Origin of the sequence: Zunongwangia sp. (assembly GCF_048269745.1) — a bacterium.
Classification (GTDB): domain Bacteria; phylum Bacteroidota; class Bacteroidia; order Flavobacteriales; family Flavobacteriaceae; genus Zunongwangia.
In genome coordinates, this window is sequence record NZ_JBLXIB010000001.1 from 66469 (window position 1) to 84178 (window position 17710).

Below are 17710 nucleotides of genomic sequence, written 5' to 3' on the forward strand. Positions count from 1 at the left end.
TATAAAATTTTAACTAAACTATTAAAAATAACGTGAATATAGAACTAATAGTTAAATAAATATTTAAACAATCTTTATTTACTTTATATATAATTTTATAAAACCAAGCTCCTTTTATAAAATTACATAACATAAAAACGATAAACTCCTAACAAACTATTTGTTACAATTTAGCATCTTTTGATTTTAGAGTAAGAAATAAACTATATTTGCAGCCAAACTTTTTATAAAGTACATTAAGCGCATAATAATTTTAATGTTCATATGCACGACACCATAATATTTAGGATGAATAATCCGCAAAATGGTGAACTACATCGAACCGATAAAGCAATAAAAAAGAATTGATGAAACACATTCGTAATTTTTGTATCATCGCCCATATCGACCATGGTAAAAGTACATTAGCAGATAGACTATTGGATTTTACTGGATCGGTTACCGAAAGAGAAAAACAAGAGCAGCTTTTAGATAATATGGATTTGGAGCGGGAGCGAGGCATTACCATAAAAAGTCACGCTATCCAAATGGATTATATATACGAAGGGGAACACTATGTTTTAAACCTTATCGATACTCCCGGCCATGTCGATTTTTCGTACGAAGTTTCTCGATCTATTGCTGCTTGTGAGGGCGCTTTATTAGTTGTAGATGCTGCCCAAAGTATTCAAGCACAAACTATTTCTAATTTATATTTAGCCTTAGAGAACGATCTTGAAATTATTCCGGTATTAAATAAAGTAGATTTACCGAGTGCAAATCCAGAAGAAGTAACTGATGATATTGTCGATCTTTTAGGTTGTGGCCGAGAAGAAATAATTCCTGCTAGTGCAAAAACAGGTATTGGTATTGAAGAAATACTACATGCAATTATTACTAAAATTCCAGCACCAAGTGGAAAAGTAGATGCTCCTTTAAGAGCTTTGATCTTTGATTCTGTTTACAATCCTTTCCGTGGTGTAGAAACTTACTTTAGAGTAATAAATGGAAGTATTAAAAAAAATCAGCATATTAAATTTGTTGCTACCGGTAACGATTATACTGCAGATGAAGTTGGTACACTAAAACTAATTCAGCATAAAAAACAAGAAATTAAAACCGGAGATGTAGGTTACCTAATTACCGGTATTAAAGATGCTCGAGAAGTAAAAGTAGGGGATACTATTACCGATGCTAAAAATCCAACTACCGAAGCTGTAGCTGGTTTTGAAGACGTAAAACCAATGGTATTTGCTGGTATTTACCCGGTTGATACTGAAGATTATGAAGAACTTAGAGCATCAATGGAAAAATTGCAGCTTAATGATGCTTCGTTAACTTTTTTACCAGAAAGTTCTGCAGCATTAGGTTTTGGTTTTAGGTGTGGATTCTTAGGAATGCTTCATCTTGAAATTATTCAAGAACGTTTAGAACGTGAATTTAACATGACAGTTATTACAACTGTTCCTAACGTATCTTACCATGCTTATACCAATAAACATCCGGACGATGTTATTTTAGTAAATAACCCATCAGATTTACCTGAGCCATCCACCTTAAATAGGGTAGAAGAGCCTTATATTAAAGCTACTATCATTACAAAGGCTGATTTTGTAGGTCAGGTAATGTCGCTTTGTATTGAAAAAAGGGGAGAGATTACCAATCAAACTTATTTAACTACTGAGCGTGTTGAGTTAACGTTTGATATGCCACTGGCTGAAATTGTTTTCGATTTTTACGATCGTTTAAAAACAGTTTCTAGAGGATATGCATCTTTCGATTATTCACCAATTGGATTACGCGCTTCTAAATTAGTAAAAGTAGATGTTCTTTTAAATGCTAATAAAGTAGATGCTCTTTCTGCCTTATTACACCAAGATAATGCCTACGATATCGGTAAAAAAATGTGTGAAAAATTAAAAGAACTTATACCTAGACAACAATTCGATATTCCAATTCAGGCCGCAATTGGTGCTAAAATTATTGCCCGAGAAACCGTAAAAGCACTTCGAAAAGATGTAACGGCAAAATGTTATGGTGGTGATATTTCCCGTAAAAGAAAACTTTTAGAAAAACAGAAAAAAGGTAAAAAACGAATGCGACAAGTAGGTAATGTTGAAATTCCTCAGGAAGCATTTATGGCTGTTTTAAAACTAAACGATTAACAAACAGTGAAACCTGAATTATATAAACCTCGTAGCCTTAAAAACTACGAGGTTTTTTATTTTATTCATTTTTATCAAAACCAAATTCTATCTTCTTTTTGCAGTTTTAGTAGCTAAAACGTCAAGTTATACTAAACTATTTTTTGGAAATAGTGAATAAAATTGCTTATTTCTTATTTGTAACTCAATTTCTTAAATTTGTAAAAATTGCTTCATTTTTGATGAAAATCGATCTAAATTGAAGTAAAATTGAATAAAAAACACTAAAAAGAAGAAGAAAATGGCTGGACATAGCAAATGGGCAAATATAAAACACCGTAAAGGCGCACAAGACAAAAAGCGAGCGAAAGAATTTACCCGGGCAATTAAAGAAATTAGTGTAGCGGTAAAAGAAGGAGGCGGAGCAGATCCTGAGGCTAACCCCACACTTAGAAATGCAATTAGCAATGCAAAAGGTGTAAATATGCCTAAAGACACCATAGAACGTGCTATAAAAAAGGCTAGTGGGGCAGATGCAGATAATTACGAGCTAGTAACTTTTGAAGGCTACGGACCAAATGGTATTGCTATTTTTGTAGAATGCACAACCGATAATACAAATAGAACGGTATCTTCGGTACGATCTATATTTTCTAAAAATGGGGGTAGTTTAGGAACTAATGGTTCGTTAGAATTTCTGTTTGATAAAAAGGGCGTTTTCGTACTAGAAAAAGAAAAAATAGAACGCGATTTAGAAGAATTTGAATTAGAACTTATTGAAGGAGGCGCTACTAAAATTGAAAAAGAAGAGGATTTACTTACCGTTTATACAGATTTTGAAGATTTTGGATTAATGTCTTCAAAGTTAGAAGAGTTAAATATTGAAGTTAAAAACTCTGAAGTACAACGAATACCACTTAATACTACAGAACTGCCTGTTGAGGATGCTAAAAAAATGCTTAATCTTATTGAAAAATTTGAAGATGATGATGATGTTCAAAACGTCTATCATACTTTAGAAATCACTGATGAGCTTATAACCGAAATGGAAAAAGAATAAAGAGGACCATTCATAAAAAAGCCCAATATTGATAATCAATATTGGGCTTTTTTATACTATTTTTTAGATTAATTAGTATTCTCCTCATCTTCTAATTTTCGAGCTTCTTCTTGGTCAGACTCCATTCGTTTCCCCATATAAACTAATTTGTAGCCTTCTTCTATTTTTACTTCTTTACTAGCAGAAGGAATAATGCTTAATTTTCCATCATTATTTTTTACAAATAGCGGAATAATATCCGAATCGGTTTTCGAAATTTCAATTAAACCTTCGTAATGCTCTTGAGAGTTTAATACTGATTCATGAATAGAAGGATATTTTCTAGCTAAATTGGTTAATTTCACGTAATCGTCAGTTTGCGAGAATAAACCTTCTTTTGGATTATTTTCGGGATCTTGCATTTCTTCTGGAGAAACAACTCGAAACGATCCGTTTTCGCCAAAATGCTTTCTAAATTTAGTAATTGCGTTTTTATTTATCTCGCTATTGCTAGTCATAGCCATTAAATATCCTATATCATTTAACTCAATATTATTTACTAAATCTTCAGAATATACGTTTTCTTCAATAGCATCTAATCCGGCACTTTTAGCTTTTCTTACATTCATTCCGTTATTATCTACTAATACAACATGGCGACCATTATCTACTAAATATTCAGAAATTAAACGTGAAAAAGAAGAAGCCCCAATTACTAAAATCCCTTCAGAATTTTTAAGAAATACGCCTATTAATTTCGCAAAAAGTCGTGCTGTTGTGGCATTTAAAAGTACTGTTCCCAGCACGATCATAAATACTAATGGGGTTATATATTCGGCTCCTTCAACTCCTCGGTTAGCCAACTCAATACCAAATAAAGAGGCGATACCTGCAGCAACAATTCCTCTTGGACCAACCCAACTAATAAATAGCTTTTCATTAAACTTTAAAGAAGAATTTACACTACTTATAAATACGCCTAATGGTCTTACAACAAAAACAATTACCGCAAATAATAGAATCGCTTTAGTGGTAAAAACTAAGTATAAATCTGCCATATTAATATTAGCAGATAGTAAAATAAATAATATTGAAATTAATAATACACTTAAAGATTCTTTAAAATATAGCAACTCTTTCAGGTTAGGTAAATCGATATTTCCCATAACCATTCCCATTACTACAACTGCTAATAATCCACTTTCGTGAGCAAACTGATCTGATAATACAAAAACCCCTAAAACTGCTGCTAAGGTTAATACATTCAATAAATAATGAGGAATAATATTTTTTTTAATACTATAAGCTAATGCATGAGCAAAAGTAAACCCAAAGGTAAACCCAAACAGTACAATTTTGCCGAATTCCAAAAGTACTGTAGAAGTGTACTCTTTTCCTTTACCTGCACTAATAAACTCAAATACTAATACCGCAACCAAAGCTCCAATAGGATCAATTAATATTCCTTCCCATTTTAATATGGTTGAAACATCTCTTTTTAATGGAATATTTCGAAGAATTGGAGTTATAACAGTTGGTCCTGTTACAATAATTAAAGAGGCAAATAAAAACGAAATCTCCCAAGATAAATTAAAAATATAATGGGTAGCAATTCCAGCTCCTATAAAGGTGACAATAACAGCAACGGTAATTAACTTTACAATTACAAAGCCTACATTTAAAATTTCACCTTTTTTTAAGGTTAAACCTCCTTCAAATAAAATAACACCAATGGCTAACGAAACAAAATAGAACAGACTTTCTCCTGGAAAAAGTCCAAATTCTCCGTTCCAAATTGGTTCAATTAACTTACTTCCATCTTCCGTAAACAAGGTAGCAACAGGCCCGACAGCGAGACCTATTAAAATTAATGGCAAAATTGCGGGAATTTTAAACTTCCAAGCAACCCATTGTGCTAATATTCCTAAAATAATGATACCTGCTAATTCTAACATCTAAATGTATTTGTTATGAAGTTTTAAAAATATTAAAAAATCCTTGAGTTTTTAGAAAAATTTATACTATAAGAAATAAACTTACTAAATGCTGCCGTTAAATCAAGCTAAAATTTAATTAATACGTATTTGTTTTTCTAATTTGCAACACAATTATAAATTTCAAAATAAATTATGCAAATATATCCTATCGAATCGGGCAATTTTAAACTAGATGGTGGGGCTATGTTTGGGGTGGTTCCTAAAAGTATTTGGAACAGAACCAACCCAGCAGATAGCAATAATATGATAGACTTAGGTGCTCGCTGTATGCTTATTGAAAATGGAAACCGCTTGATACTTATAGATACTGGTTTAGGCGATAAACAAAGTGAAAAGTTTTTTAGTTATTACTATCAGTGGGGAAACCATTCAATAGATAAATCTTTAGCAAAGTTTGGTTTTCATCGTGATGATATTACTGATGTTTTTACTACACATTTACATTTCGACCATTGTGGTGGTTGTATACAATGGAATAAAGAACACACCGGTTACGAACCCGCTTTTAAAAATGCCAAATTTTGGAGTAATAAAGAACACTGGGAATGGGCTACACAACCTAATGCTCGGGAAAAAGCTTCTTTTTTAAAAGAAAATATATTACCGATAGAAGAAAGCGGACAATTAAATTTTATAGAAAGAAATACTAACCAAACCTTTACTAACGTTGATGAATTAGGTTTTGGCGTATTATTTGTAGATGGCCATACCGATAAACAAATGATACCTCACTTGGAGTACAAAGGAAAAAAACTTGTATTTACAGCAGATTTACTGCCTACAGCTGGTCACATACCGTTACCGTATGTAATGGGTTATGATACTCGCCCTTTGCTAACTTTAAATGAAAAAAAATCGTTTCTTGAAAAAGCTGCAGACGAAGAACTGTTTCTTTTTCTTGAGCACGATGCTCATAACGAAATTATAACTGTTAAACACACCGAAAAAGGAGTACGTCTAAACCAAACATACACATTTGATGAATTATTTAAGTAATATGAAAATCCCAGTTTTAAAACCATTTTTAGCAGCTTCTACCGCTGCTATTTTAGCTTCTTGCGGAAGCAGTGCCCCAACTATTGTTTCTACACCTATAGAAAGTATAGATACCATACCTTTAAAAGTAACTCCGCTTTCAAAAGCTCAACTTAAAGAGTGGAGTAGTGACGATATTTTACAAGATACAGTACCCGGAATGAGTGTAAATAAAGCTTATTCTGAAATTATTAAAAAACAAAAAGGAAAAAAAGTAATTGTTGCCGTAATCGACAGTGGGGTCGATATTGAACATGAAGATCTAAACGGGGTTATTTGGACCAATACCGATGAAATTCCTGGTAACGGAAAAGATGATGATAACAATGGCTACATCGACGATGTACACGGATGGAATTTTCTAGGTGATGTAGTTGAGGAAAATTTAGAATTAGTTAGAATTTACAGAGATTTAAAACCTAAATACGAAGGTAAATCGGCTAGTAGTATTGCTCCTGAAAATAGAGATGAATTTACTCTTTACAAAGAAGCAGAGGCAGAATACAATAAAAAACTAACCGAAGCGGAAAAAAATCTTCAGCAATATCAGCAAATTCAACAACAACTTTTAGCTGCTCATGAAGCTGTTTCTTCTCAATTAGGTAAAGAAGATTATACAAGAGAAGAGCTAAAAGCTATGGAAGCTTCTGCACAACCTCTTTCACAGTACAAAATGATGCTGTTGCAAATTCAACAAAATGTAAGTGAAAATATACCGGATGCATTGGCAGAACTTAACGAAGCTGTAGAATATTATTCCGATCAAAAGTTAGTAAATCTTAATATTAATCTTAATGGAAGAGAAATTTTAGGAGACGATCCAGACGATATTTCTGATGTTAACTACGGGAATAGCAATGTTATGGGACCGGAAGCTGATAAAAAAAATATAAAACATGGTACACACGTAGCCGGAATTATAGCTGCTGTACGTAAAAATGATATCGGCATGGATGGTGTAGCTAATAATGTTGAAATTATGCCGGTTAGAGCGGTACCTAATGGAGATGAATATGATAAAGATATTGCTTTAGCCATTCGATATGCTGTAGATAATGGAGCAAAAGTTATTAATACTAGCTTCGGAAAATATTATTCTCCACATCCAGAATGGGTTTGGGATGCCATTAAATATGCAGCCAAAAACGATGTACTTATCGTAAATGCAGCAGGAAATGAAGGAGAAAATCTAGATAAAAAAATGGTATATCCAAACGACCAAACTCCTAAAAATCCACAAGAAATTGCAGATAATTTCTTAGTAGTTGGTGCATTAAACTATGAATATGGCGCTAATTTAGTTGCTACTTTTTCAAACTACGGAAAAAAGAATGTAGATGTTTTTGCCCCTGGTACTAAAATATATTCTACTGTTCCCAATAATGAATATGAGTTCTTACAGGGAACATCTATGGCCTCTCCGGAAGTAGCAGGTGTAGCTGCCATGATTCGTTCATATTTCCCAAAATTAACCGCTCCACAAGTGAAAAAAATTATAATGGATAGTGGTTTACCAGTAAAAGCAAATGTAATTGTTGCCGGAAATAGATTAGATACAGAAGCTTTCAGCAACCTATCTACATCCGGAAAAATAGTTAACCTATACAATGCGTTAATCCTAGCTTCTAAAGTTTCAAAATAGTTTTTATGAAAAAGTTTTTAGTCACATTATCTATTTTTGCTGCTGCTTTAACTCAAGCTCAAAACAATACTTCGTATTGGCAGCAACACGTAGATTACAAAATGGATGTTGATGTTAATGTAAAAAACTATCAATATACCGGAACCCAAAAATTAGTGTATACAAATAACTCCCCCGATACACTTACAAAGGTATTTTACCACATGTATTTTAATGCTTTTCAGCCAGGGAGTGAGATGGATCTACGCTTGCAGAACATTCAAGATCCAGATAGCAGAATGGCTATCAATAATGGTACTAGAGAAAATCCGGATTTTGAGAGTAGAATTTCAAAATTAAAAGAAGATGAAATTGGATATTTAAGAGCTGTATCTTTAAAACAAGATGGTAAATCTGTAGAAGTAAAAGAGGAGGGAACTATCCTTTCAGTTACTTTAGCAAAGCCCATTTTACCGGGAGCTTCTACCACATTTAAAATGAAATTTGAAGGACAAGTACCAGTGCAAATAAGACGGTCTGGAAGAAATAATGCCGATGGTGTTGCTCTTTCTATGACACAGTGGTACCCAAAATTAGCCGAATATGATTTTGAAGGCTGGCATGCCGACCCCTATATTGCTAGAGAATTTCATGGCGTTTGGGGCGATTTCGATGTTACTATTTCTATCGATAAAGATTATATTATTGGTGGGACTGGTGTTTTACAAAACCCAGAAAAAATAGGATACGGATACCAAAAAGAAGGAGAAAAAGTTAGGCGAAAAGGCAAAAAATTAGCCTGGCATTTTGTGGCTAAAAATGTACATGATTTTGCTTGGGCTGCCGATCCAGAATTTATTCATGATACATTAGAAACTGAAAGCGGTGTTGTACTTCATTTCTTTTATAAAGATAATAAGAAATTTAAAGATGCTTGGGAAAAAATCCAGCCTAATACTGCTAAATTATTACAATTTTATAATGAACATGTAGGTCCTTATCCGTGGCCACAATATTCCGTTATCCAAGGTGGAGATGGTGGAATGGAATATGCTATGTGTACGCTAATTACCGGAGGAGAAGATTATGAAAGCCTTATGGGAACAACAGCTCACGAATTTGCACATTCTTGGTTTCAGCAACTATTAGGAACTAATGAATCTGAGCATCCTTGGATGGACGAAGGTTTTACTACCTACATTTCTACTCTTGCTGGACATCAACTTAAAGGGAATACTGGTAATCCATTTTCTAATACTTACAGAGGTTACAATTATCTTGCTACTTCTGGAATGGAACAACCACAAACCACACACGGAGATCGTTACAAAGTAAACATGGCATATTCTATAGCAGCCTACAGTAAAGGAGCTATCTTTTTAAGACAATTAGAATATGTAATTGGCGAAAAAAATGTAGCAAAAACCTTAAAACGTTATTATCAAGATTGGAAGTTTAAACATCCAACTCCAAACGATTTTATTCGAGTAGCAGAAAAGGTTTCTGGTGCACAATTACATTGGTATTTAACCGATTGGACAGAAACCACCAACACTATTGATTATGCTATTACAAATGTAGCTGATACGGAAAATGGAACTGCTGTAGACTTACAAAGAAAAGGACTTATGCCTATGCCTATTGAAGTAACTGTAAGCTACAAGAATGGAGATAAAAAGCTATATTATATTCCATTACGAATGATGCGTTGGCAGAAACCAGCTGAAGGCAATATAGAACGTATTGTAGAGAAAAGTTGGCCTTGGGCTCAATCTAATTATACCCTACAATTAAACACTCCAAAATCTGAAATTGATTCTATAGAAATTGACTCTTCAGAGAAAATGGCTGACATCGACAGAAGTAATAATATGGTAAAACCATAAAAAAAATAATTTTTTATAGTAAAAAGCCCGATTAATTTCGGGCTTTTTTAGTTATTAATATCTCCTTAAAATTGTCTAAACTTCACTTTTTTACACTATTATTTCTGTAATTTTAACAAAAATTCAAAAACATGAAATTAGCTTTTTTTAGCACTAAATCTTACGATAAAGAATTCTTCGATACATTTGATAATCAAGAAATACAGATCACATATTTCGATGGACACCTCTATAAAGACACTACTAATCTTGCCAATGGTTTTGATGCTGTCTGCGTTTTTGTTCATGACGATTTAGATGAAGAAACTATAAAAAATCTATCTGAAAATGGAGTTAGACTTATTGTTTTACGTTGTGCCGGTTTTAATAATGTAGATTTAAAAGCAGCAGAAAAATACAATATGGGTGTTTATAGAGTACCTGCTTATTCCCCAGAAGCTGTTGCCGAACATGCTTTAGCACTAATTTTAACCTTAAATAGAAAAACACATAAAGCCTATAATAGAGTACGAGAAGGTAACTTTTCTTTAGAACGCTTAAGAGGTTTCGATATACATGGTAAAACAGTTGGTGTAATAGGTTCTGGTAAAATAGGAACAATCTTCGCTAGCAATATGATGGGATTAGGCTGTGATGTAATAGCATACGATATGTATGAAAACGAAGAGCTTAAACGAAAAGGAGGTGTATATGTTAGCTTAGAGGAATTATTAGAAAAATCTGATATTATTTCTCTACACTGTCCATTAACACCAGAAACTAAACATTTAATTAATAAGGATACCTTTAAATTGATGAAAGACGGGGTTATGCTTATCAATACTAGCCGTGGGCCACTTATTAATACTATTGATACCGTAGAAGCGTTAAAATCTGGAAAATTAGGATATTTAGGCATCGATGTTTACGAGCAAGAAGAGCATTTATTCTTTAGAGATTTATCGGAAAGTATTATAAAGGATGATATTATTTCTCGCTTAATATCGTTTCCAAATGTATTAATTACTTCTCATCAAGGCTTTTTAACTAAGGAAGCATTACAACAAATTGCTGAGGTTACAGTAAAAAATATTAGAGATTTTGAAGCTGGTATAGAAAATGATAATTGTGTAAAACTTTAAAGCATTCATAATTTCCCGAAGCCTTTCTGGTGTTACAAATAAATACCTATTTTTGGCATATGGAACAAGGCTTCGGAAAATTAGAAAAATTGAAAAGTACTCGATTAATAGATCAGCTTTTTGCTGAAGGAAATACTATTAAAAAGTACCCAATTCGATTAGTTTATATTCCTATTTCTTCCCCAAAAGATACACATTTTAAAACCGGATTTTCAGTATCAAAACGTAATTTTAAAACTGCTGTTTCCCGAAATCGAGTAAAACGTTTACTTAGAGAAAGCTTTAGAAAAAACAAATATATCGTCTTATCTAGTACGGATAAAACGTATGCTTTTATGTTTATTTATTTATCTAGAGAGATACTTTCTCAACAAGAAATTGAGCGCTGTATGATCAGTTTATTGAAACAATTTTCAAGTACAATTCGCTAGTATATCTTCATCATTTGTATTAAAATTCTAAGGTTACTTATTTCCATTTTAAAATAGCTATTTTCCGTTTCCAATAGTGAAATTAGCATGTTAAAAATCACTTATTAACAATTACAGTTAAAATGTGAATAACCTCACAAACACCTAAAAACAAACAACTTGAAATTAAATTTTATTAACAAATAGCTGTTTATAGCTGTATTTACAGTCTTTTCTATTTTAAATTTCTGGTAGTTTTTATTTAATCATATCAATATGTGGGATACCATCTTCTAAATAACCTTCACCTGTAACCAAAAACCCATGCGATTCATAAAATTTGGTAAGGTGTTGCTGTGCAGAGAGTCTTATTTCGGTAGTATTAAAAATACTATTAATAGACTGAATAGAAGCATTTAACAACTGGTTTCCACAGCCTCTTCCTCTAATAGATTTATTGATTATTACTCTTCCTATAGCAGCTTCTTTAAAATAAATTCCTTTATTAAAACATCTAGCATATGCTACAATTTTTCCATTTTCTATACCTATTATATGTAATGCTTGCTGGTCTTTATTATCTATATCCTGGTAAACACAATCCTGTTCTACCACAAAAACTTCAGATCGTAATCGTAAAATTTCATACAACTCATTAATAGAAAGTTCATTAAAATTCTTTGCAATAAAATCCATATACTACTATTTCAGCGGTATTTTATTTATTCTTGTTTGATGTCTACCTCCTTCAAAATCAGTATTTAAAAATATTTTAACCATATCTACAGCTTGCTGTACAGATACAAACCGCGCAGGTATACTTAAAACATTAGCATTGTTATGCTCTCTAGCAAGTTTAACAATTTCTCCGGACCAACATAAAGCTGAACGTATTGCTTGATGTTTATTTGCCGTCATATTAGCGCCATTACCACTTCCACAAATTATTATTCCATAATCTGAGGTTCCGTTCTCAACATCTTCGGCAACAGGATGTACAAAATCAGCATAATCTACACTATCATCTGTATTTGTTCCATAGTTTATTACTTCTATACCTGCCTGTTCTTCAAGATATAACTTGATAATATTTTTATACTGTGTACCAGCATGATCGTTACCTATAGAGATCTTCATATTGTGTATTATTTAGATGTACAAAGGTATAAAAACCTACTATTAACCATTTCAAAATTCATTGTTAATTACTTTTTAGACACCTTTAATAATCAATACTTTACTATTAACAATTAATTGTGGATAACCGTTAATCATAAATAAGAACCTCTTTTGGTTTATTCCAAAAAAATTTAAATACACGCTCTATACCTTATAAGCCAAATTATAAGTTCACATTTTGTTATCAAATTTTCAGCACTATTAACCGGGTTATTAACCGTAAACATCACGTTAAGTTATTAGCATTTTATTGTTAATTAAATTTGATGTGAATATAAATTTTAAAATAAAACATAGAAAATCAATTATTTAAAAGCAAATACACCTGTTGATAACATGTTATTAAAAAATAACAACTCAATATCAAAATTTTTAAAAAGAAAGTTATGCTAGATATTAACAAACAATCATATCACATCATTATTTTTTTTAATTTAAATAAGAATGATAATGTTTATATATATGGTTAATAACTTTGAACTTTTTATGAGGTGATTAGAAGTTGAAAAGAGAAAAAAGTTTCGAAATTTTAAAAAAAAATGAAGTAGCTTATTATAATTGTCTAAAACAAAAAAAAGGTCCTAATTGAAAAATTCAATTAGGACCTTTTCTGAGAATTAAAAAAAAATTAATTCGCGAGAATTGAATAATTATTTTTCATTTTTGTTGTCACTGGATTTTCTTCCGATTTTTTATTGAGCGTAGAATTTATATAAGCATAAAATCCAATGAAGCCTATTAGAAAAATCAAAATAAATAAAATCGAGATTCGATTAGATTTAAAAACTAAGCATTTCATACACTAGTGTTATCAATGATGATATCAAATTATATTCAGCAATATTAAGAAAATATTAAGACTATTTATACTAAAAAAACGTATGTACATCTAATATATTATACTTAGAAGCTTTTATTTTTTTGCTTTAACATTGCTATTAGTGGCAGAACTTAACAAAACTTTACATTCAAAAATCACGAAAACCAGTTATATACCTTAATTTTATCGTGTATGAGAAAACCAAAAAACCGAAATAAGAATAAACGGAACACCAAAATAGGTGATCTTTCAAAAAAAATAATAGCGATCTTAAGAGAAGATGCTGGCAAGAGTTATAATTACAAACAAATAGCTTCAAAGCTTGGGGTGGACGACCCTAGTAGTCGAAATCAAATCACAAAAAAATTATCCCAACTCGCAGCAAAAAAAGAAATTACTCAAGTAGATCGAGGAAAATTCAAAATTCAAAAAGGCAGTAATTACTATACCGGTATTTTAGACATGTCTACCCGGGGTTATGGTTTCGTAATTGTAAACGAACTGGCAGATGATGTAATGATACCCCAGCATGCATTAAATACAGCTTTTCATGGCGATGAAGTTGAAATTTATGTATACCAACATAGGAGACGTAAAAAGACGGAAGGAGAAGTTATTAAAATCGTTCAACGGAAAAAGACAAATTTTATCGGAACACTTCAACTAAAAAAAGAATTTGGTTTTGTAGTGATAGACGATCCAAAAATGTATACCGATTTTTTTGTTCAGAAAAATAGAATTGGAGATGCTCAAGATGGCGATAAAGTAGTTGTTGAATTAGACGATTGGCCAAAAAAAGCCGATTCACCTTTCGGAATCATTACAAAATCACTTGGTAGACCTGGAGAGCATCACACCGAAATGCATTCTATTTTAGCTCAATATGGTTTGCCTTACGAATTTCCTGAGGAAGTAGAACAATATGCGAATAATATCGATACTTCAATTTCTTCTGAAGAAATTAAAAAGCGTCGAGATATGCGAGATGTTTTAACATTCACTATCGATCCAAAAGATGCTAAAGATTTTGATGATGCGCTAAGTTTTAAAAAATTAGAAAATGGAAATTTTGAAATAGGAATTCATATTGCTGATGTTTCGCATTATTTAAAACCTAATACTATTTTAGATGAAGAAGCTTACGAACGAGCTACTTCGGTTTATTTAGTTGATCGAGTTGTACCAATGCTTCCAGAGATTTTATCTAATGGTGCATGTTCATTACGTCCTTTAGAAGAAAAATATACGTTTTCTGCAGTTTTTGAAATTGATAAAAAAGCGACCGTCAAAAACCAATGGTTTGGGCGTACAGTAACTTATTCAGATGCTCGATTTGCTTATGAAGAAGCACAGCACATTATTGAAACTAAAGAGCAAAGCATACCGAAAGAAATTTCGATAAAGGATGAAGCTTATACTGTAGATAAAGAAATTGCAAATGCCATTTTAGAATTGAATGATTTGGCAAAAAAAATGCGAAGTGAAAGAATGCGAGAAGGAGCAATTTCTTTTGATAAGATCGAAGTTAAATTTCATTTAGATGAAGATAACGAACCTACTGGTGTATTTTTCAAAACTTCTAAAGATGCTAATAAGTTGATTGAAGAATTTATGCTTTTAGCGAATAGAAAAGTGGCAGAATTTATCGGAAAACAAGATACTAAAAAAACATTTGTGTATAGATGCCATGATGAACCGGACGATGAAAAATTAGCTTCGTTACAAACGGTGGTTTCTAGATTTGGGCATAAATTAAATCTTACCGATCGAAAATCGGTTACCAGTTCACTTAATTCATTATTGAAAGATGTGCAAGGTAAAAAAGAACAAAACCTTGTTGATACTTTAGCAATCCGGACAATGAGTAAAGCGTATTATGGAACTCAAAATATTGGGCATTATGGATTAGCTTTTGATTATTATACACATTTTACTTCTCCAATTAGGCGTTATCCAGACGTAATGGTTCACCGATTGTTGCAACATTATTTAGATAATGGAGCATCGGCAAGTGAAGAAACTTATGATGAAAAATGTCATCATTCTAGCGAGATGGAAAGTTTAGCAACTAATGCTGAGCGAGATTCTATAAAATATATGCAGGTTAAATACATGCAAAATCACCAAAATGAAGAATTTTTAGGAGTGATATCTGGTGTTACCGATTGGGGGATTTTTATAGAAATTCAGAAAAATAAATGTGAAGGCATGGTGCGTTTACGAGATTTACAAGATGACCATTATGAATTTGATGAAGAACTTTATGCAGTGATTGGTAAGAAGCATAAAAAAGTTTACCAATTAGGAGATGAAGTTTTTGTAAAAGTCAAGAATGCAGATTTAGCAAAAAAACATTTAGATTTTTTCTTATTAGGAAAACAAGAAGAATACCAACCAACCCATTAAAATTTATAAAATGAAAAAGTTTGTTTGTATAGTAATGATGAGTATTGGTTTACTAACTAATGCACAAGAATCTAAACATGATTTAGATAATTTCGATAAAATTTTTGCTTACGATAATCTTCCTGTTACTTTAATTCATGGAGATGATAATAAAGCTGTGGTTACCGGAAAAAGTAGGTCTGAAGTAGAATTTGATATAGATGGAACTACACTTCGAATTAAATTGGGAATCGATAATCTATGGAGTGACGATGATGATACTAAAGTTGTTGTTTATTATAAAGATTTAAATGAAGTACGCGCAAAACGAAATGCATCCATTGTAATTGAAGATAAAATTAAAACTAATCTGTTTACTTTAGAAGCACAAGAAGGTGGAGATGTAACCGGAGACTTTGAGGTAAACCATCTTACTGCATTTGTTAGAAGTGGGGGTGAGATTACACCAAGCGGAACATCAAAAAATCAAGAAGTAAGTATTAATACCGGCGGAAAATATTATGCTAAAAATTTAGAGTCCGATTATTTAAATATCAAAATAAAAGCTGGAGGAGTGGCTGACGTAACAGTAACCGGAAAAGTAACTGCTAAAGTTAGAGCAGGGGGGACTGTAAATGTTTATGGTAATCCAGAAGAAATAGATAAAAGCACCTTATTTGGTGGCGATGTAGTCAGAAAAAACTAAAAAGCATATTTTAGCAATTTAAATTGGGCAAATGCTACATGATATTTTAGCAGCTATACCATTAGGGATTTTTTTAGCTTTTATGCTGGGGCCAGTGTTTTTTGTTTTACTAGAAACCGCAGCAATAAAAGGATTTAGAGCTGCATTTTCTTTTGATTTAGGAGTGATTTTAGCCGATACGGTTTTCCTCTTTATCGCTTACTTAAGTACTACAAAGTTATTAGAGCGAATAAAAGACGATCCGGCATTATTTATATTTGGTGGTGTTATTTTAACCACCTATGGAGTTATGACTTTTATTAGAACTAAAAAAGCCATGCCTCAGGATGATGATGGACCAGATATTAGAAAATTAGGAAAAAGTGATTATTTAGGCTTAGCGCTTAAAGGTTTTTTACTGAATTTTATAAATATTGGAGTACTCGGTTTTTGGCTTGGTTTAATAATCGTTTTTGGCCCTAGACTCGATATGCAAACTAATAGAATAGTACTTTTTTTTAGTACCGTTTTACTAAGTTATTTGATGGTAGATATTTTAAAAATAATACTAGCAAAAAAGTTGAATAGGAAGTTAACTCCTCACCGAATTTACATTATGAAAAAAGCAATTAGTATTTTACTTATTGTTTTTGGAGCTGTTTTAATTTCACAAGGAGCTTTTCCGGGTGAAGTAAACGAAATTAAACAACAGTTGGATAATATAACTCCAGATTCAGATACTACAAATTTACTTCATCACTAAACAAATTTTAATTTTTTCTTTTTTAAATATAGAACAACCTAAATAAAACGATATGCTAAAAATAAAAGCGTGTCGTTTTAAGCTATTTTCTATTCTTTCGTTGTAATTGGGGTGTGTTTAATAGGAAAGTTGCAAGAATTTGCTATAAAACACATTCTGTTGGCCTTTTGATGTAACTTGTTTGCTTCATTTATTCTAGAAGGATCTGTAATTTTTACATTTGGATGTAAAGTTACCTCTGTAAATTTTCCTTTTCCATCTTTTGTTTCTTCCATAACCGCATTTGCATTGTCTAAATAGTCGGTAACAATAATGTTATTTACAGAACATAAATGTAAATACCAAAGCATATGGCAAGCTGATATTGACGATAAAAATAAATCTTCAGGATTATATTTCGTTTTATCTCCTAAAAAGGAAGGATCTGCAGATCCTTTTATAGTTTCATATTTATTTTCAGCTATTATATTATGATTTCTTGTATACGATTTATAATTCTGTGTTCCATTTCCTTGGTTCCCTGTCCATTCAACTTTTATTTTATAATTATGTTTCTTTATTTTTATAGGTGTTTTTTTAATTAGTTCGGAAAAAGAGTTAAATAGATAGAAATAAAAAAGGCTTTCCTAGTTTTAGGAAAGCCTTT

General features: G+C 31.8%; 14 protein-coding genes. 10 read left to right on the forward strand and 4 right to left on the reverse strand.

Going from position 1 to position 17710, the window contains the following annotated elements; all coding sequences use genetic code 11:
* The first annotated feature begins 347 nt into the window (after positions 1 to 347).
* Complete coding sequence (gene lepA / locus ACN0WI_RS00240; RefSeq protein ID WP_417884594.1) at positions 348 to 2144, forward strand: translation elongation factor 4; 1797 nt, start codon at positions 348 to 350, stop codon at positions 2142 to 2144.
* A 280-nt stretch (positions 2145 to 2424) separates the two neighbouring features.
* Positions 2425 to 3183, forward strand: a complete 759-nt coding sequence (locus ACN0WI_RS00245) for a YebC/PmpR family DNA-binding transcriptional regulator (protein ID WP_417884595.1) — start codon at positions 2425 to 2427, stop codon at positions 3181 to 3183.
* Between the two features lie 68 nt (positions 3184 to 3251).
* Here the strand turns inward: ACN0WI_RS00245 and ACN0WI_RS00250 are convergent, their stop codons facing one another.
* Positions 3252 to 5117 (reverse strand): cation:proton antiporter, encoded by a 1866-nt coding sequence (locus tag ACN0WI_RS00250; RefSeq protein WP_417884596.1) that lies wholly within the window; start codon positions 5115 to 5117, stop codon positions 3252 to 3254.
* Positions 5118 to 5291: 174 nt separating this feature from the next.
* Between ACN0WI_RS00250 and ACN0WI_RS00255 the strand changes: the two genes are divergently transcribed.
* The 5 genes from ACN0WI_RS00255 to rnpA all read left to right on the forward strand — a co-directional run bounded on the left by ACN0WI_RS00255 (position 5292) and on the right by rnpA (position 11253).
* Positions 5292 to 6155, forward strand: a complete 864-nt coding sequence (locus tag ACN0WI_RS00255) for an MBL fold metallo-hydrolase (protein ID WP_417884597.1) — start codon at positions 5292 to 5294, stop codon at positions 6153 to 6155.
* Complete coding sequence (locus ACN0WI_RS00260; protein WP_417884598.1) at positions 6139 to 7836, forward strand: S8 family peptidase; 1698 nt, start codon at positions 6139 to 6141, stop codon at positions 7834 to 7836. Before ACN0WI_RS00255 ends, ACN0WI_RS00260 begins: the two co-directional genes overlap by 17 nt.
* Before the next feature lie 5 nt (positions 7837 to 7841).
* Positions 7842 to 9701, forward strand: coding sequence for a M1 family metallopeptidase (locus ACN0WI_RS00265; protein WP_417884599.1), 1860 nt, complete (start codon positions 7842 to 7844; stop codon positions 9699 to 9701).
* Between the two features lie 131 nt (positions 9702 to 9832).
* Positions 9833 to 10822: a 2-hydroxyacid dehydrogenase gene (locus tag ACN0WI_RS00270; protein ID WP_417884600.1), complete on the forward strand. Its 990-nt coding sequence runs from the start codon at positions 9833 to 9835 to the stop codon at positions 10820 to 10822.
* A gap of 59 nt (positions 10823 to 10881) precedes the next feature.
* Entirely contained in the window at positions 10882 to 11253 is a 372-nt protein-coding gene (gene rnpA / locus ACN0WI_RS00275) for a ribonuclease P protein component (RefSeq protein WP_417884601.1), read from the forward strand.
* Between the two features lie 237 nt (positions 11254 to 11490).
* On the opposite strand, the gene ACN0WI_RS00280 is transcribed toward rnpA, so the two are convergent.
* Positions 11491 to 11928, reverse strand: a complete 438-nt coding sequence (locus ACN0WI_RS00280; RefSeq protein ID WP_417884602.1) for a GNAT family N-acetyltransferase — start codon at positions 11926 to 11928, stop codon at positions 11491 to 11493.
* 6 nt (positions 11929 to 11934) lie between these two features.
* Positions 11935 to 12369 carry a ribose 5-phosphate isomerase B gene (rpiB, locus tag ACN0WI_RS00285; RefSeq protein WP_417884603.1) on the reverse strand — a complete coding sequence of 145 codons (435 nt, stop codon included), beginning with the start codon at positions 12367 to 12369 and terminating at the stop codon, positions 11935 to 11937.
* A 1054-nt stretch (positions 12370 to 13423) separates the two neighbouring features.
* On the opposite strand from rpiB, the gene rnr reads away from it, so the two are divergent.
* The 3 genes from rnr to ACN0WI_RS00300 are packed head-to-tail and all read left to right on the forward strand — an operon-like array spanning position 13424 to position 17064.
* Entirely contained in the window at positions 13424 to 15637 is a 2214-nt protein-coding gene (gene rnr / locus ACN0WI_RS00290; protein ID WP_417884604.1) for a ribonuclease R, read from the forward strand.
* A 10-nt stretch (positions 15638 to 15647) separates the two neighbouring features.
* Complete coding sequence (locus tag ACN0WI_RS00295) at positions 15648 to 16322, forward strand: head GIN domain-containing protein (protein WP_417884605.1); 675 nt, start codon at positions 15648 to 15650, stop codon at positions 16320 to 16322.
* Between the two features lie 31 nt (positions 16323 to 16353).
* The gene (locus ACN0WI_RS00300; RefSeq protein WP_417884606.1) at positions 16354 to 17064 is read left to right on the forward strand and encodes a LysE family translocator; all 711 of its coding nucleotides are present in this window, start codon (positions 16354 to 16356) and stop codon (positions 17062 to 17064) included.
* 89 nt (positions 17065 to 17153) lie between these two features.
* On the opposite strand, the gene ACN0WI_RS00305 is transcribed toward ACN0WI_RS00300, so the two are convergent.
* On the reverse strand, positions 17154 to 17645 hold the full coding sequence (locus ACN0WI_RS00305) for an OsmC family protein (RefSeq protein WP_417885087.1): 492 nt from the start codon (positions 17643 to 17645) through the stop codon (positions 17154 to 17156).
* Positions 17646 to 17710 lie beyond the last annotated feature (65 nt).

Bases quoted from the DNA above. Each gene is read 5' to 3' on its own strand.
- lepA (WP_417884594.1), top strand. From the start codon at position 348: ATGAAACACATTCGTAATTTTTGTATCATCGCCCATATCGACCATGGT.
- ACN0WI_RS00245 (WP_417884595.1), top strand. From the start codon at position 2,425: ATGGCTGGACATAGCAAATGGGCAAATATAAAACACCGTAAAGGCGCA.
- ACN0WI_RS00250 (WP_417884596.1), bottom strand. From the start codon at position 5,117: ATGTTAGAATTAGCAGGTATCATTATTTTAGGAATATTAGCACAATGG.
- ACN0WI_RS00255 (WP_417884597.1), top strand. From the start codon at position 5,292: ATGCAAATATATCCTATCGAATCGGGCAATTTTAAACTAGATGGTGGG.
- ACN0WI_RS00260 (WP_417884598.1), top strand. From the start codon at position 6,139: ATGAATTATTTAAGTAATATGAAAATCCCAGTTTTAAAACCATTTTTA.
- ACN0WI_RS00265 (WP_417884599.1), top strand. From the start codon at position 7,842: ATGAAAAAGTTTTTAGTCACATTATCTATTTTTGCTGCTGCTTTAACT.
- ACN0WI_RS00270 (WP_417884600.1), top strand. From the start codon at position 9,833: ATGAAATTAGCTTTTTTTAGCACTAAATCTTACGATAAAGAATTCTTC.
- rnpA (WP_417884601.1), top strand. From the start codon at position 10,882: ATGGAACAAGGCTTCGGAAAATTAGAAAAATTGAAAAGTACTCGATTA.
- ACN0WI_RS00280 (WP_417884602.1), bottom strand. From the start codon at position 11,928: ATGGATTTTATTGCAAAGAATTTTAATGAACTTTCTATTAATGAGTTG.
- rpiB (WP_417884603.1), bottom strand. From the start codon at position 12,369: ATGAAGATCTCTATAGGTAACGATCATGCTGGTACACAGTATAAAAAT.
- rnr (WP_417884604.1), top strand. From the start codon at position 13,424: ATGAGAAAACCAAAAAACCGAAATAAGAATAAACGGAACACCAAAATA.
- ACN0WI_RS00295 (WP_417884605.1), top strand. From the start codon at position 15,648: ATGAAAAAGTTTGTTTGTATAGTAATGATGAGTATTGGTTTACTAACT.
- ACN0WI_RS00300 (WP_417884606.1), top strand. From the start codon at position 16,354: ATGCTACATGATATTTTAGCAGCTATACCATTAGGGATTTTTTTAGCT.